Genomic DNA, 16,905 nt, shown 5'->3' on the forward strand with positions numbered 1-16,905 from the left:
ATCTTTTCGCGGTAAGCAAGCTTACCGCGAAATAGCTTAATTTTAAAAACATGAAAACCTTCACCATGCGACAAATACATTTTAAAGTCCTGCTATTGCTCATCATGGCATGCAATTTTTCGAGTACAGCCAGCTTTGCCCAAGACAAAAACTTTCATATTTACCTTTGTTTTGGGCAATCCAATATGGAGGGACACGGCCAATTCGAAGCCCAGGATACCATTGCCCTCGAACGTTTCCAGCTACTGTCGGCAGTAGACTGTCCCGACTTAGGGCGGCAATATGGCCAATGGTCTCCCGCCCGGGCACCGCTTACACGCTGCCATACCGGACTTACACCTGCAGATTATTTTGGCCGAACGCTTGTTGAAAATCTTCCCAAGAATATTGAGGTCGGTGTCATCAATGTTTCGGTAGGCGGCTGCCACATTCAATTGTTTGATCAGGACAGCAGCGCGAGCTATGTCGCAAGGGCACCGGAGTGGATGAAATCCATGCTTGCTGCCTATGACAACAATCCTTATCAGAGACTGGTGGCGCTAGCCCGGATGGCACAGCAGAAAGGTGTTATCAAAGGGATTTTGCTTCATCAGGGTGAGTCCAACACCGGCGATCGCCAATGGCCCGATAAAGTGAAAAAAGTCTATGAAAACCTCTTACATGATTTACAGCTGAAAGCCCAAGATGTCCCGCTGCTTGCCGGCGAACTCCTATCGGCCGAAGCCGGAGGGAAATGCGCTAGCATGAACAGCATTATCCAGACCCTGCCGGCAACGATCCCTACTGCCCATATCATCTCCTCTAAAGGCTGTGCAGGTATTGGCGACGGACTACATTTCAGTCCTGCGGGATACCGACAGCTGGGCAAGAACTATGCGGCAAGCATGCTTAAATTGCTGAAAAAGCAATGAAATAAAAAAGCTAGGGAATCAATCCCTAGCCTTTACAGATAATCAGCCATAGTGATACACATCATGATCGATATGGCCATTCGTTCTAATAATAGTATCCTTGATGGCTTAAGGCAATAACAGTACATGGTTTTGTCCTTTAATTTCCAAAAATTTTGGCTAATTCCTGGTGTAACAGTTCACCTTTGATATTGATGGCGACAATGTTTCCTTGAGGATCCACCAGATAATTTTGCGGTACGGCACGCACGCCATACAGCACTGCTGCCTCATTGCTCCAGCCCTTTAGATCGGCGACATGTATCCAAGGCAATCCATCATCCTTAATGGCCTTTAACCAGGCATTTTTTCCTTTTGTATCATCCAGCGAAACCGCGAGCACTTCCAGGCCCTTATTTTTATATTTGTTGTACGCCTTCAATAAGTTGGGGTTTTCAGCACGGCAGGGACTACACCAGCTTGCCCAAAAGTCGATCAGCACATACTGACCTTTAAAATCGGATACCCTGACCAATTTTCCTTCCGTATCCGGCTGGGAAAAATTAGGTGCCTTATTACCGATTTTCACACTTCTCTCCGCCAAAAAACGTGCTTCCAACTGCCGCGCATTTGTCATTTGACGCACCTCCTTGGACAGCTTCAAAAACAAAGGTTCAATTTCACTGAGCTTGCGTTTATTGGCTGCATCAATAAGCGCGTCCACCGCAAAGATGGAATTGGGATTTTTGGCAGCGAATGCCAGCTCTTTTACCCGCCGGGCTTCAAACCGCGCCTCAAACTTTTCATGGATAGCCTTATACTGCGCGTTGGCATCAGGAGCATCCTGCTTTACGGCCGAAAAGGCCTTATTCCCCGCATCAATGATATCCATAAAACCACCGCCAATTTCATTTAAGTAAGCGACGTAGGCATTATGCAATGGCGATCCTATTATCGCAGCGGTACGCAGCGAATCTTTGATAGTCATGTTGTAGGTTTCATTGCCCAAATAAAAATATAACCGATCGCCAATATTTTGTGCGATCAATTTCCCCTTACCGTCCTGATCAAACACCATTCGGGAGTAAGCGGGCTCCTCTACGGTTCCTTTGAAACTAAACTTGCCATCCACGATAGCCGATGAATCCGAGGCTGGAAATCCATCTTTTGTATAATCGAGATATACTTTTTTGCCATTGAAAGCTTTTGGTGCAGTTCCCTTGATCAGAAAGCCCGCTTGCTGCGCAAAAGATGTCAAGGGCAAAAATGCCAGCGCTAAGGCAGCTATTTTTAAATTTTTCATGTTTATATGATTAGATGTTATATTGTTCTTTTTTTACTTACGCCAGGTCATATCCACAGGATTTCCGGGAAGACCGTCAATTGTTTTGAGCAGATCGCCGTTTTTCCCTACCCGGATGTCCATATAATACAGGGCACCTTCTGCCCCCGCAATCAATGTATTCTCATCATCATCCAATTTGAGCAGGCTGACATCCGATTTGATGGCTGCCTTCAACAGTTCCACCTGCTGATTGAGCGGATTATAGCGAAACACCTGATTTTTATAGGCCACATAGATGTACCCATTGCGGGTGGCCACCATCTTTGTTTCGGTATTTATCCATTCTTGTTTTATAAAGAGTCTCTTATGTATTGCCGTGACCATAAACGGACCATTAAAATTTGCATTGAACTTCAGTTCATAGAGTTGACCACTACTATCCTTCGCATAAGCGTAGGTATCCGTGTTATTGATCTGTACCATTTTAATCAGATCCATGCCCACCTTTGTTGGATCAAAAAATTCAGTATTGACGGGACTATACTGTGTACCAAAATACATCGGACTACCATATATATTGATTCGGATAAACTGCTTTTTATTTTTTTCGAAAGCAATTACACTATAGTTGTTGTCTACCGTAGTCAATATAATTTCTGGTGCTAATTCGTAGTCCCCATCCGCATAAGTTCCAAACATGCCATAGGTATTTGATTGATCCCAGGTATTCGTTGTTCCGCCATAAAATTTGCCATTGATGACGCCCATCATTACTCCTTGCGGATGGGCGATCAGATTTCCGACAGCAATCGTCGCTGGAGCCAGAAAAAAGTTATCGTGCAGTGTACCGGGTTTTACCGCTTCTTTAACTAAGTTGTTGACATCGAGACGCACACCTGCCCGTTTGGAAATAATCCAGTATCCTAATGGGGTATTTCCCGTGAACTGGTTTTTTAGGTAGTGGATATACATCGGATCCGGTGGTAATGGTTCGCGATTGATCGCCTCATAAATATTGGCTTGTACGCTATTGTCAGGTTTTATAAAGGACAGCTTACTGATCCCATTCTGGACGGATAACACGAGTGATCCCCGCGAAAAAGCCGTTGCTCCCTGGATTTTGAAATTATAGAAATATTTCATTCCATTGGCCGTATTGGTCACCGTAAGACGCGCTGTGTATCTCTTGGCCTGAAGTCCAAAAACGATGCGCAGTGCAGGACCTTCATAGTGGTTGGCTTCGGGGATAACTGCCTCTGGTACATCGATGCGCCAGTTACATTTCAATGAAGCCGCATCGATACCCGTAATTTTGGGTGCTATAATAAGACTATCGCCAACCGAAGCTTCATACAAAGTGTCCAATCCTGTAATCTGCGGTCCCTCAGGCATATCGATCGCATAATTCCCCTTATCCTTATAACAGCCACCGAAAACCAATAAGGTTAAAGACACAATGGCAAAAAATAATATTGCTCTTAACCTGTTTACATTTCTTTTCATCTTATCTGACTTCCTTTCCTGATTCATCTATAAAATAATACTTACCCGAAGCGCTATTTTTTCTCAATAGAATGCTTCGGTTTGGATTGTCCACGTGATAGAACTGATAGGTCTGTCCATTATCTTTACTGCTCAGCACATAATTCTTTTCCGGGTGATCTTTGACCCACTTAAAGGGATCATTGAGCATCATCAAAAGGAGATTGACAAAGTAGAGATTCTTGGGTGCATCAAGTCCAACCGTAGAAAGCGAACGCTGTTCGGTCACAATTAAGAAGAGCTGATGTTTTACCCGCGAATAATTATCAAGCCACATTGTCCACCAGGCAGGCTGCTCCAATTGGGCCGAAATAATAATACGCGCCCGTATCAGTGCTGGGTTTTCAACCCCAAAGTCATTACTTGCCTTAAGTTTTACGAGCAGTGACACAGATTGATTTTCAAGTTCGCTGATATTGTGCACTATAATGGGCAACAGCGCCCGGCCAGCATTACTTTCTATGGTATAGGCCGGTTTAAGCTGATCATAATGCAGATCGGTACGTGCCGTTGATGAATCCTTTTCCACGAAAGCCTCGTATTGCCGCGCTTGCTGATCACGGTATCCCATCACTTTGACGGGAACAAAAATGGTATCCTCTGCCTTGGTCATATCATAAGCAAAAGTGTATACAATGCTATCCCGATCAGCGTCGCTCAAATCAAAATAAACATTTGCGGCCCTATCGTAGGTCGTTAAAACCGCCTTTTTGCAAGAACACAGTAGCGGCAGAAGCAGAAGTAATAAAATAGTTTTTTTCATTTTGGTTACTATTTACCGTTGTCCATAAATTATTTCATCATCAGGCAGCGGCCATACATAAATTTGTTGACTGGCCGGAATTGTGGTGCCTTGCTGTCCAATAATCGGTAGATTCAGCCGCTTATAGGCGAAAAACAATTGTCCTTCGGCAAACATTTCTTTACGGTACTCCTTCAGGAGTTCGCTTCGGAGTTTGGCATGGGTCGATATATCCACTTTCTGACCAATGCCCCGATGTTCACGTACCTCATCAAGCCATGCTGCAGCCTGAGCGGGAGAAGTCTCGTAACTACATTCAGCCGCGATATAGTAGATTTCGGACAATCGGATCCCCGGCGCTACCAGATAATGCAGATTGGCCGCAAAACTGTCGCCCAGTGTATTCCTTCTATATTTATGAATAGATGATATAAAAGAATTCCCAACGCTTACCGTTCCAAACCATTGCGTATAGCGCATGTCACCGCCACCGGCTCCTGCAACCTCGTAAATGGTTTTTGCTTCATCCTGATCCAGGTAAATGGCGCTGTTGTTGTCCTGAAACCAGTCATTGTTATAGCTGCTGTTCATGGCCGGGATGTACCAGGCAAACAACAGCTCTTTATAGAAAACCCGATCTTTTTTGTCCGCATCTACAGCAAGGAAATCCGTGGCGTTGGTCCACGGGAATTTTTTGGCATCGATCACTTCACGTGCGCTCAGCAGTGCTTTTATTTTATCTCCCTTATAGAGATAGGTACGTGCCAGTAATCCACAAACGGCATAATAGTTGAGCCGGTGCCTTCTGTTCTGTAAAAAGAGGCTCTTGTCCTGCAGCTCTGAATTTTTCAAGGTGTCTCCGACAGTAGGATAGCCAACCACGTAGGATTTCAGGCGGATGGGATCAACCTTGAGCAATTCTTTGGCTTCTTCCAGATCCCGGATCACCGAATCCAGAAGTTGTGAGACCGTGGACAGTTTAGTAGATTTATTGGAATAGGTCGTTACATAGGGAATGGCTTCAATCTTGTCATTTACAGCCGGAGCTGGACCAAATAGTCGCAAAGCATCAAAATGGAGGTAGGCTCTCAAGGCCAGCGACTCCCCTTTAATCAGTTGATAATTGCTTCCCGTAAATAACTGCTTTTTACGGTCAATTTCACCAAGTATCAGATTGGCATTGACAATACCATTGTATAAACCCTTCCAGATATTGTCCTTTCGACCAATAAAGTTACCGTCATTGTACTTAAACAACTTGGTCTGCTGATACCGCAAGGGATCATTACTTGACAGCGCATAGTTCTGCGCCAGCACCTCCGGCGTTCCGATGGTCAGCTCCTTGCCATAGAGATCATCTTTAGCACATCGCGTATATACGCCGATCAGGGCTTCCTTGAAACCATCCTCGGTAGAAAAGAGGACCGACTTGTCGATTTCGCTTTCAGGTTGTATATCCAGCCACTTGGAGCAAGAAAGCGTACTCAGGGCTGTGAACAGTATTAAAACTATAGTTAACTTCTTCATCTGTACATATTTTTTCCATCCGTTGGATGGGACTTACCATCTTTTATAATCCTGCCTGTAGGGTAAAAGTCACACTGCGGGCAAATGGGTACGTAATTCCGCGTTCTACTTTCACCGAAGACCAACGAAAAATATCATTTGCGACAAGTCCGACACGCAGGCTTGACAGCGCCAGTTTTTTCGACAGTGCTTTTCCAGCATCGTAAGAAAGATTCAGTGACTGCAGGGCAAATAAATTGTCGGGCATAATAAAACGCGAGGATACCCGCGTCTGCCCCAGATCCTGTATGCTTTTGTAAAAGGTCACATCGCCAGGATTTTTCCACTTTTCCTCCAGGACTCTACTGTCCACATTATAGCGCGGGTCAGCATTTTCGACACGGTCTACCAAGGTTTGGTTATAGGTTTTACCTCCTATCCGCGTCTGGAAATAGGCGACCATCATAAACTGCTTGTAGCGCAGTGTCCCTCCAAAAAATCCTTCCATTTTTGGTGTGGCCACCCCGACGACATCAATATCCCGTGCATCCCAGTCATACGATAATGTGCCATTTTTTTTGATATACACTTCTTTGCCGTTTTCAGGATCTATTCCCAAAGAAGGTACGGCATATATAGCATCCAACGACTGGCCTTCTTTATAACGGAGCAAGGGTACGGCCATTAAATCACTCCCCTGCTGTGCTTCATCGACGCGTTCGTTGTAGCTCTTCAGCGCATTAGAAATACGTACGATTTTATTTCTGTTCCGTACCAAATTTGCCAATAGACTCAGGGTCCATTTTTCTTTTTTAAGGGCAATCCAATTGGCATTGAGTTCAAATCCTTTGTTTTCAAGATCGCCCAGATTCTCTTTATAAGAGCTGAATCCTGTAGAAGGTGCCAGGTTGATATCGGCCAGGATATCACGGGTAATCTTATGGTAATAGCGTGGCGAAAGCGTCAAACGATCAAGCCAAAGTCCAAGATCAAGACCGACATCGGTACTCTGGGTCTTCTGCCAGGTCAGGTTTTCATTGCCATAGTTACGGACCGTACTTCCCAGACCCGAGGAATACCAATTGCTCTTATCGTAACTATAAGTTGTCCGCGACATGTAAGGATCGAACTGTACAGAGCCCGTCACTCCTATCGTAGCGCGGAGTCGCAACTGGCTGACTACATTGTTGGCAAACCATTTTTCCTTATGCATATTCCAGCCGATTCCTGTCGACCAAAAGGGAGCAGTACGCTTGTTGGATCCAAATTTGGAAGAGCCATCAATTCGGACAGTTGCATCCATCAGATAACGGTTATCATATGAATAATTGGCACTGAGAAAGGCACCAAATAGCCTGGAGGCACCCAAGCTGCTCGAAGGACTCGCATTCTCCGCATATCCCTTGGCAAATCCCACACTGGTAAATCGATCATTCGGAAAGCCAATCGCTTTGAAAGAACGCTCATCATAGCTTTCTGTCCGGATATTTGTTCCCCCAACCACATTGAAGCTATGTAGATCAATCGTACGCATCCAATTGAGCCGTAGGTTTGCATCCCAATACAATTCATTGTTTGTATAGCTGGTATAACTACCCTTTTCGTCTGTTTGTGCTGTAGGATAGAAATAAAAATCATTGGCTAAGGGCGAGCGGAAATTATCATTCGTATTCAAGCGTTTCAACAAACTTACCTGTCCGCGCAGGCGAAGTCCATTGCTGAGGTCAAAATCACCGGAGAAATTGTTCAGCAATTCGGTATAGCCCAGGTTATTGAAACTATTCAACGTCGCATTGTAAAGTGGATTCAAGACATATTCCCGTTGTGCACTTCCCGAATTTGCCACCCTTGTCCATACATCAGCCTCCTGTATAATATTACCCTGATCATCTGTCATGCGGTAGTAAGGATTCATCCGGACATAATCCGCAAAATTTCCATAAGGAGATTCACGCCCGTCGACCACTGTTACGGCAAGCTCGTTCTGAAATCTAAATTTACCTCTGAGGTTATAGCTAAAGTTTAGTCCGCCCGAATATTGATTTCTTCCCGAGCCTTTCATCACACCAGGTCTGGTCTGATAACGCATGTCTACGCCATAGCGGAACGTCTCCGAACCACCTTCCAGATAAAGGCCGTGCTTTTGCCCCACCGCAGTCCGTACAGGCTGCGACAGCCAATAGGTATCCACACCGCCAAGCACATTGGCCAGCTTTTGATAATACAGTTCATCCAAGACATCCTGTGGTTGCCGCTGAATCGTGGCGTCATACAGCCCGGCCAGCTTCTCATAGGCCAATTTATCAGCAGCATGCAAAACATCGTATCCGGTCAGGTCGGGCATATTTACATTGCTCTCATGTGTATAAGTCAATTGTAATTTGCCGTCCTTGGGCATTTTTGTTGTAATGACCATCACACCGTTGGCCGCTCTCGAACCGTATATGGCGGTTGCAGCAGCATCTTTCAAGATCGTGACACTTTCAATACGGGTCATGTCCAGGTCGAGCACCTTTTGTACACTTACTTCAAAACCATTTAATATAAAGGCCGGCATATTGATTGTGGTCGTGATATTATCCCTTCGCAGCACTTCATTCCCTCCGGTTGGTAATGCAGAAGATCCACGCACATTGATATTTGGCAGAGCATTGGGATTGGATCCAGCCAGATTGTTGTCGAGCAATTTAAACGATGGGTCGAACACCTGCATCGCTTGTAAGACGTTTTGCGGATTTACCTGCCGTAACTCGTCGCCGCTTTTAGTAATTGCTGTTCCCGTGTAGGAATCTTTTTTTAGCACCTGATAACCGGTGACAACGACCTGCTCCAATGCATTCGCTTCTTCTTCCATCACTACACTGTACTCTTCTTTGTTTTCCACCAAAGCGAGGGTATAGTTTTTATAGCCAACCCGACTTAATGTAAGCGGTTGCATAGTGCTGGTAAAAGAAAAACGTCCTTCTTTATCGGCCACAGCGATGGTATTGCCCAGCTGTGAAATATTCACGTCGGAAAGCGGCGTACGGTCTTTCCCAAGGACTTGTCCGCGGATCTGATTCTGGGATGATTTTTCTATTTTGGGGTGGCTTGTGGGCTCGGATTTCCGTGAACTTGATTTCCTTTCCAGAAAAATCGTCTTCGATTCAATCGTGTAGCCGATTTGCTGCGGACTTAGAATTTTATCAAGAAATAATTTAAGGGGCATTTTGTCCGCTTTAATTGAAATTGGCTTTGCCGACTCCAACATCTTTTTGGCTCCGAGGACCTCATAGTTCGTCTGCATTTTGACCGCTTTAAGCACATCCATCAGTGGGACATTACGTCCGGCATAGGTTACGGTTTGCGCGTTTACTTTATGGCCTAGCTGGAATAAGACAGCAAAAACGAGCCATAAAAGGGGTCTGGTCGCTTGTGAAAAACAACTTAATTTCATTAATTCTAGTTAGTTTAGTTAGGTTAGATTGCAGGATCCATTGTTTAGATGGTAGGATCCACTGCCCAATTTGTTAATTCATATCGTTTGGTCAAGTATAATTTTACGTTCTTTATTGCCCTCCTTTCTGTGCTTTAGGATCATTTTTTTCAATAATGAGTTTCCCGTCGTCCGTCAAATGATACGACAGATCCTGATCTTTTAATATTTTCAGGATGGTAGATAATTTGCTGGTTCTGAATGTTCCGCCAAAGAAGGAAACATCGGGTATATCACCTTTATAAACCACATCAACCGCATACCATTGCGACAGTTCATCCATGACCTGCCGAAGTGATTTTCCGTCAAAGTTGAATTTGCCGTATACCCAAGCCATTTCCTGCTGTATGTTGACCGGATGCTTGGACAGCTGGCTTCCGGTGTTGACCGACTGGTCGCCGGGCAGTAAGGTCACGTTTTGGCCTTTAATCAATTCTTTTACCTGTACTTTACCCTCCAGCAAGGTTGTTTTTGTCTGTGTTGCTGTCGGATAGGCATTGATATTAAAGTGCGTTCCAAGCACCCGCACCTGCTGATTTTTGGTGTGCACAATAAAAGATTGATCTTTCCGTTTTGCAACTTCAAAATAGGCCTCACCCTGAAGACTGACCTCACGTCTGTCTTTCGCGAATTCCGTCGGGTAAGAAAGTATAGTCCCTGCATTTAGTTTGACCAAGGTACCATCCGGCAATGTGACTTCGTAAGTACCACCACGCGGAGTTTCTATCCGTGCAGACACCGATGCATTGATCGTCGCCACTTCATGGCCGTCGTTATAACGTATGCCAGAGCCATCGATCACGACTTGTTTTTCGCCATTATTCAAAGCATACTGTCTGCCATCCGAGAGCGTTATAATCGCCTGATGGGAAGCCGGAAGGCGGTCATTTACAGTCCTCAGCTCGGTTTGAACCGGCTGGTTATTATCCGAATTCCAATACCACACAACCGAAAGCGCCAACAGCACACTGGCGGCAGCAAAGTAAGGCCATAAACGCTGCAACAGCCCAGATCTCTTTGTCGAAGGATGAAAGGAAACCTTGGCTTTTATCGACTCAAAATTACGTTGATTTTCAAAATGCTGCAGGCTGGCATAGGCCTCACGCTGTTGCGCCTCATCCAGGCAGCGTCTATAAATCTGTTTGTTCATCACGGATTCTTGTAGCCAGCGCTCCAAAAAAAGGCGGTTTTCGTCGCTGAGCGTACCCCGCATTTCTTGGAGGACAAGCGAACTGATATAGATAAATTTTTCTTCTTCTTTAGGACCCATTTTGAGCTATTTCATCTATAGATACCACACCGATTAGAAAAAGTACCAAAGACAATTAAAAAAAATTAAATTTTTCCAAAAAGAACAATCAACGACAGTAGATAATTGAAGGAATCTCGTTTCAAATGTTGGCGTAGCAGACCTAGAGCACGTAATTTTTGATTTTTTACCGTTTGGATATTTAGCTGCAATAAATCCGCAATTTCTTGATTGCTGTTGCCTTCGAGGTAGCTCAGCTGTATAATTTCACGTGCTTTGGGAGGCAGCTTCTGAATGGCTTCGTAGAGTTCGGCCATGGCTTCGGTATAGACAATTTCATGCAGATAGGATTTTTGATCCTGCTCCTGCTGCGCCACATAACTATCGACCCGATTTAATCTTCGCTTCCTGGCGGTCTGATAATTGATTCCTACATGACGCGTAGCCTGATAAAGCGCCGCCCTCAGATGTGATAAACTTTCAAAGCGCCGCCTGCCCTGCCACAAGCGTATAAATCCCTCCTCTGCAATATCTTCAGCTTCTTTGCTTTCGTCCACAAAGCTCGATGCATATAAACATATACGACTAAAATAACGGTTGTATACATGCGCACAAGCCTGCTCCTCCCCGTTGAGGAAGTCTTCAAGCAGCTCTTTTTCGCTCGTATAGTTCATTGGTAGATCGGTTTAGCTTTTCGTGGATAAAGATAACTAAAAAGAATGGATACTTCCTAAGACCAATTTATTCCTCGTTTTTCCTATTAATTTTTCAGCATCTACTTCCTTAAGCCATAATTTTTTCAGCAAACCGCATTAAAAACAAGCTCATGTCAGTAATTTATTCAGAACTGTTTCCTGCCCTTGTTTTTTCGATGACAAATCCCCTACCTTTGAGCAATTGCTTTTTAAAGCAAAACCTAATCCGATAAATCAACCTATTTGAAGTATGACACCTTGCTCCAAAAAAAATTCTGAAAGCGCTTTCCTCCGATACCTCATTATCTGGACAATTTTGTGCTTGGTCACAAACCTCAATTACTGCTTAGCACAGCGCATGCAGACCGCTGACCGCGAGATACCAAAGTCAATTACTGCTTAGCACAGCGCATGCAGACCGCTGACCGCGAGATACCAAAGTCAATTATTGACCGGGCGCTAGCGGCTTCCATAAAAATGTTCGGTATAGACAGTGTGAGCGGTCAGCAAAACAGTGCTCCTTTCAGTGGAGTCATCGTACGTTCGGATGGAACAATCCTCACAGTGGCACATTCCACCAAGCCGGGCAATTTCTATCGCGTAATTTTTCCCGATGGCAAGCAGGCTGTTGCCAAAGCGCTCGGACGACTGGTCGTCGACCAACAGAGCAACTTGCCCGATATTGCGATGATGAAGATGCAGGGCGAAGGCCCCTGGCCTTTTGCTGAAATGGGCTGGTCGTCATCCATCGCTGAAAAGCAGCCCTGCTTTGGAATATCCTATCCCGAATCCCTGCCCTTCAACATCCCCTTTCTCCGCGCTGGACGCATTCTGAAAAAAATGGACGACTATGGTTTTATTCAGAGCAGCAGTATCATGGAGCCCGGAGATTCCGGCGGCCCCTTATTTGATGCCATAGGCCGCGTAATTGGTCTACATAGCCGTATCGATGTTGCTGAAGGCATCAATTTTGAGGTGCCAGTAAACAGCTATCGCATCTATTGGCGTTCGCTGACTCATCCGGCAGCGATCAATAGTTACCCCACGCCAACCGATTCAGTCGGTAGCGATCCCTTAGCGAAGAAACTCATGGAATTGGTACTCAAAAAACCGGCACCGGATCCCAAAACAAACGTTCAGTCCGTCCCCATCCGTAGTACAATACATGGAGATAGCGTGTATATATTAGGCACCGCATTTAACCTGGCAAACAATAAGCAGGTGATCTTATCCAAAAGCAGCCTGGTTGGTGCGGCGCCAAAGGCCAAATTTTACAACAGCAGCTATGCCTTGAAGATCCTGTTCAGGGATAAAAAAAATGACCTGATCGCACTTGTAAGTGATCATAAGTTTCCAGCAATTACTGCATCGGAGACCAGCAGACTAGGCATTCCTGATTCTTTACTCGGTATAAAGTTGTGGTCGCTGCTACCCGGCAATAAGCTTAAAAGCGGTATCCTGGGCATGTCGCCCCAAACCTTTCCGCGTATACCGATTCCGGGAACTTTCGATGCGCACATGCAGGAGATTGCAGGTCTTCCAACCTTAACAAAAGTGGACAGCATGGGTGCTGCAAGCCGGGCAGGACTTCGTGTTGGTGACCAAATAGTGGCATTAAACGGTCAGGATGTCGCAAGTGCCGTCAAAATCAATGCTGCCATGCAGCAATTTTCTGCTGGCGATACACTAGCGGTCCAATTCCGGCGCGGGGTGACGGCGCTACATGCCCAGGTCATTCTTTCCAAATGGGCAGCCCAGCCAAATCCACATCCTGCAAACCACATTCCCAAAGGAAAATCGACGCGAAGGGATAATTTTCCGCGTGTATTTCTCCATGATTCCCGCATTCATGCCGACGAATGCGGAAGTCCGATCATCGATAGCGAAGGCAATTTTATAGGACTTAATATTGCTCGCTTTAGTCATACAACCTGCCTTGCTATCCCTCGAGATATCATCCTGAACGTTTTATCCGAAGCGCAATATCTAATTAACAACTCAAAAAGATAAAGTTATCAGGTAATTTTTAATACCGTCGCGATATTGTTTTGAACAAAACTGTCAGGTAGGGATACTTGCAGGCCATTGTCGAGTTGTCGAAAGGAAATCCGATCATCAGTTCCGACTAACTGAACCTGATTGACCTTTCGCGTTTGGGCAGCCGAACGGCCCAGGGACTTAATTGTAATTTGCTTTTCGGCCGTTGTTCCCATAATAAAGGCATACAGGATATTTCCTCTTGTCGTAAAACGGACATCTTCGCTTGTAAAAGCTTTACCTTTTCCTTCATTGAAGCCCTGCACACTCAGTGAAGGAGCGTCTTCTTGCGCTGGTCCCTCGCCAAAAGTATGCCATGGCCGTGTCCCAATAAGGGCCTCTTTATGTACCGCCATCCAATTTCCAATGCCCTGTACCACTTCCTTCGCCTTATCGTCGATAGAACCATCGCCGCGTAAGGGCACGCTCAAGAGTAAATTACCGTTTTTACTGACCACATCAATCAACATGTGAATAACGGTTTTGGCCGATTTATACTGATTATTATCGTAAATCCGGCGATCATAATGCCAGGAACCTATGCAAGTGCAGGTCTGCCAGGGCTGAGGTTCAATCGTATTGCTCTGTCCCCGTTCGATATCCCATACCAGGCATTTCCGTTGCTGTTCATTCAGGATTTTACCGTTGATGACCACATTGACTTTGCCCTTATTCGCCTGCATGCTCTTATTGTAAAAATCGGCCGCAATCTCCAGTCCAACATTGCTGATTGGATAAAGCGGCAGTACCGTATCGTCAAAGTAAACCATGTCGGGTTTGTAGTTGTCCATCAGTTCCAGGGTGCGGGCTTTAAAATTTTCACAGTACGCTTTGTTCGGGATACTCACGCCGGAGGCGACATCCCAATGCCACTGCCGATGAACCGTGTTGTCGTCTTTGCTGTCTAAACTAGGTTCATGATCCTGAGCGTAGAGCTGCTGCGGATCGTAGTCTGCCCACCATTTTCCGGCGCCATCTTTCTTTGTCAACTTCCCATCGTAAGGAACTCCGGCAAACTTTCCAGCTTTATCACTTCGTTGCGCCGTTTCGTACCAGGTCCAGGCATGCGCTGCATGAACGCTCACACCAAATTTGAGCCCCCGTTTTTTAGCAGCACGCTCCCAGCCGCCAACAATATCTTTCCGAGGGCCAAGGTTGACACTATTCCAGGGATGGTGGCTGCTGCGATAAAGATCCAGATTATCATGATGATTGGCCAAAGCCATAAAATATTGGGCACCGGCATTTTTATAGAGCTCCATCAACTCTTCCGGATTCCAATTTTCGGCTTTCCATTGATGGATCACATCCTTGAAACCAAAAACGGAGGGATGGCCATATTTTTCGAGATGATACCGGTATTGATCTGATCCTTCTTGATACATGCCGCGTGCATACCAGTCGCCCCTTTCAGGCTGGCACTGCGGCCCCCAATGTGCCCATATACCAAATTTGGCATCCCTGAACCAATCAGGTACCTGATAGTTTTCAAGTGAGCGCCAGTCGGGATGAAATGGAGCTTTCCCAAGATACGCATAGGCAGCGCTAAATTTACCAAGGAAAAGGGTCGGAATAGTTGCCCCGAGAAACTTAATAGCTGTTCTTCTGTTCATTGTATGATGATTTTTCGATCAAGATGCCAGGCTCCAAACCTGCCCGACAAAGAGATTCGGTTTATAATTTGTTATTTTCTTGAATACCAAAAGTAAAGTATTCAAACAGGAAAGAAAGTTCATAATCGATAAAAACTGATCCAATATTGATTCGCCCTGTATGTTCATTCGATTGTTCTTCAAAAAGGTGCCCTTAAAAAGGACACCTCCCACCTAACACTACCTACGTATAACTAAAAACATACATTTCCTGGATCAATTGTTCATGTCATTGCCTTTCAGATTTTTATTATTGTCCAATTCGGACTGTGGAAAAGGATAATACATCGCTTTGGCAGACCAACCGCCTTTTTTCAAGGGTTCCAGCCAGCTTGGATTGGCCATCCCCCATCGCAACAGGTCAAAATATCGTTGATATTCACCCAAAAATTCAACAAATCGCTCATGCGCGATAATATTTTTGACCGTATTTAAAGGGACACCATTTTTGACCAAACCCTGCGCGATCAATCCGTCTACGTCGGGGATTGTCCCATTGGATTTTTGATACCAGAGGTGTGGCTGCTCATCGGGAACGATATTATTGGCTCGCTTGCGCACTAGGTTGATGTATTGCTTTGCTCCGGCGATATCGCCACGTTCGTTGAGACATTCGGCATAGAGCAGCAGCACATCGCTATAGCGAAAAATACGATCGTTGTTGCCATTATCAAAATCCGCGATCTGCACATCCGGACAATATTTACGGGTACCAAAGTAATCTTTATTGGTCGCCAGGTTTTTCATCCAGTCCGCATAGTCCGTGACCTTACCATCCAATTGCGTAAACTTTGCACCATTCTCGCACCATAAGGTCATATATTTCCGGGGGTCTCCATCTTCAAATTCATCATGGGCCATTTTATTGGGTGCCAGATTCCACCAGGCACCACCCGTTCCGTCAAACATGCCAATTTCCTGCCAGCGCCATGAACTCGATATATCGTCCCCCAGCCAGCCCGGCCCATTGTAGAGTTGCACCTCAAAAACTGACTCCTGATTATTCTCTTTTGTTTCCAGAAAATTATCCCTGTAAGAGGACATCAACTGATACTCCTTGCTATCAATCACGCTTTTCAACTGGATCTCGGCATTGGCGAAATCGGCTGCCTGTCCTTTTGCGAGGATGGGTTTATACAAGTAAGTTTTGGCCAGGTAAGCCTGTGCAGCACCTTTGGTGGCCCTACCGATCATTTTGCTATCTGCGTAGAGCGCTGCCCGTGTTGGCAACAATTCCGATGCTTTCTTAAAATCATCCACGATCAGCGCATAGACGGCACCCGCCGCTGCGTTGCCCGGATAATAATCTTCATTGGTTTCAACAGGTTTACTGATCAGTGGAATGGTTTCCCCAAACAGCATGCCCAGGTGCAAATAGTTTAGCGCCCGCAGAAAGTGCGCTTCTCCCAACAGTCTATTCTTTCTATTCTGATCTATTTCACCCTCAAACTTCTGAATACGGTCGATGGCTAAATTTGCCGCAAATACCCCGTTCCAAAAATCTCTCCAGGTCTGGGCGGCCATCCCGTCACTTGCAGGTGTATTGTAGGTATCCTGATACATGGGTTCCCATTTGAAGGTATGATTGTAATCATCCCCGGGAGCCAAAAGTTCATAATACAAACTGCGTGCATATCCCCCCTGCGTACGACCGATCAGGGCCTGATAGGCCGGTATGACCGCATTTTCCAATTGATCTGCTGTTTTATAATACGTGTCCGTCGACAATTCCTGCGGGTTGGAGAGATCCAGATTCGGTTTGCAGCCCGAAAACTGGATCAACAAGGCAGCAGCTGCTAGTTTTATATAGTGTCTATTCATGATGTCGATTA

General features: G+C 45.4%; 11 protein-coding genes. 2 read left to right on the top strand and 9 right to left on the bottom strand.

From position 1 onward, the window contains the following. Positions 1-50: 50 nt before the first annotated feature. Positions 51-911 (top strand): sialate O-acetylesterase, encoded by an 861-nt coding sequence (locus BWD42_RS04710; RefSeq protein ID WP_254846175.1) that lies wholly within the window; start codon positions 51-53, stop codon positions 909-911. A 139-nt stretch (positions 912-1,050) separates the two neighbouring features. Here BWD42_RS04710 and BWD42_RS04715 read toward each other — a convergent pair whose 3' ends face one another. The 7 genes from BWD42_RS04715 to BWD42_RS04745 form a co-directional block, all read right to left on the bottom strand. Then, a complete protein-coding gene (locus BWD42_RS04715; RefSeq protein ID WP_077433627.1) occupies positions 1,051-2,193 on the bottom strand; it encodes a TlpA disulfide reductase family protein in 1,143 nt (380 codons plus the stop codon). Between the two features lie 33 nt (positions 2,194-2,226). Continuing rightward, a complete protein-coding gene (locus BWD42_RS04720; RefSeq protein ID WP_175991953.1) occupies positions 2,227-3,678 on the bottom strand; it encodes a PKD-like family lipoprotein in 1,452 nt (483 codons plus the stop codon). 1 nt (position 3,679) lies between these two features. Then, the gene (locus tag BWD42_RS04725; RefSeq protein WP_077433631.1) at positions 3,680-4,480 is read right to left on the bottom strand and encodes a DUF4843 domain-containing protein; all 801 of its coding nucleotides are present in this window, start codon (positions 4,478-4,480) and stop codon (positions 3,680-3,682) included. 12 nt (positions 4,481-4,492) lie between these two features. Continuing rightward, complete coding sequence (locus tag BWD42_RS04730; RefSeq protein ID WP_077433633.1) at positions 4,493-5,986, bottom strand: RagB/SusD family nutrient uptake outer membrane protein; 1,494 nt, start codon at positions 5,984-5,986, stop codon at positions 4,493-4,495. A gap of 43 nt (positions 5,987-6,029) precedes the next feature. Continuing rightward, entirely contained in the window at positions 6,030-9,401 is a 3,372-nt protein-coding gene (locus tag BWD42_RS04735) for a SusC/RagA family TonB-linked outer membrane protein (RefSeq protein WP_077433635.1), read from the bottom strand. Between the two features lie 112 nt (positions 9,402-9,513). After that, positions 9,514-10,710, bottom strand: a complete 1,197-nt coding sequence (locus tag BWD42_RS04740) for a FecR family protein (protein ID WP_077433637.1) — start codon at positions 10,708-10,710, stop codon at positions 9,514-9,516. 65 nt (positions 10,711-10,775) lie between these two features. Further along, a complete protein-coding gene (locus BWD42_RS04745; protein WP_077433639.1) occupies positions 10,776-11,363 on the bottom strand; it encodes an RNA polymerase sigma factor in 588 nt (195 codons plus the stop codon). A 432-nt stretch (positions 11,364-11,795) separates the two neighbouring features. Here BWD42_RS04745 and BWD42_RS04750 point away from each other — a divergent pair, with 432 nt between their 5' ends. Beyond that, positions 11,796-13,394, top strand: a complete 1,599-nt coding sequence (locus BWD42_RS04750) for a trypsin-like peptidase domain-containing protein (RefSeq protein WP_077433641.1) — start codon at positions 11,796-11,798, stop codon at positions 13,392-13,394. A gap of 5 nt (positions 13,395-13,399) precedes the next feature. Here the strand turns inward: BWD42_RS04750 and BWD42_RS04755 are convergent, their stop codons facing one another. Continuing rightward, entirely contained in the window at positions 13,400-15,034 is a 1,635-nt protein-coding gene (locus tag BWD42_RS04755) for an alpha-L-fucosidase (RefSeq protein WP_077433643.1), read from the bottom strand. Positions 15,035-15,289: 255 nt separating this feature from the next. Then, a complete protein-coding gene (locus tag BWD42_RS04760) occupies positions 15,290-16,894 on the bottom strand; it encodes a RagB/SusD family nutrient uptake outer membrane protein (RefSeq protein WP_077433645.1) in 1,605 nt (534 codons plus the stop codon). Between the last annotated feature and the right edge of the window lie 11 nt (positions 16,895-16,905).

Origin of the sequence: Sphingobacterium sp. CZ-UAM (assembly GCF_002000245.1) — a bacterium.
Lineage (GTDB): Bacteria > Bacteroidota > Bacteroidia > Sphingobacteriales > Sphingobacteriaceae > Sphingobacterium.

Excerpts from the sequence above, each read along its gene's own strand:
- BWD42_RS04735 (WP_077433635.1), bottom strand. The coding sequence starts at position 9,401 with ATGAAATTAAGTTGTTTTTCACAAGCGACCAGACCCCTTTTATGGCTC.
- BWD42_RS04745 (WP_077433639.1), bottom strand. The coding sequence starts at position 11,363 with ATGAACTATACGAGCGAAAAAGAGCTGCTTGAAGACTTCCTCAACGGG.
- BWD42_RS04725 (WP_077433631.1), bottom strand. The coding sequence starts at position 4,480 with ATGAAAAAAACTATTTTATTACTTCTGCTTCTGCCGCTACTGTGTTCT.
- BWD42_RS04760 (WP_077433645.1), bottom strand. The coding sequence starts at position 16,894 with ATGAATAGACACTATATAAAACTAGCAGCTGCTGCCTTGTTGATCCAG.
- BWD42_RS04730 (WP_077433633.1), bottom strand. The coding sequence starts at position 5,986 with ATGAAGAAGTTAACTATAGTTTTAATACTGTTCACAGCCCTGAGTACG.
- BWD42_RS04720 (WP_175991953.1), bottom strand. The coding sequence starts at position 3,678 with ATGAAAAGAAATGTAAACAGGTTAAGAGCAATATTATTTTTTGCCATT.
- BWD42_RS04710 (WP_254846175.1), top strand. The coding sequence starts at position 51 with ATGAAAACCTTCACCATGCGACAAATACATTTTAAAGTCCTGCTATTG.
- BWD42_RS04755 (WP_077433643.1), bottom strand. The coding sequence starts at position 15,034 with ATGAACAGAAGAACAGCTATTAAGTTTCTCGGGGCAACTATTCCGACC.
- BWD42_RS04740 (WP_077433637.1), bottom strand. The coding sequence starts at position 10,710 with ATGGGTCCTAAAGAAGAAGAAAAATTTATCTATATCAGTTCGCTTGTC.
- BWD42_RS04715 (WP_077433627.1), bottom strand. The coding sequence starts at position 2,193 with ATGAAAAATTTAAAAATAGCTGCCTTAGCGCTGGCATTTTTGCCCTTG.
- BWD42_RS04750 (WP_077433641.1), top strand. The coding sequence starts at position 11,796 with ATGCAGACCGCTGACCGCGAGATACCAAAGTCAATTATTGACCGGGCG.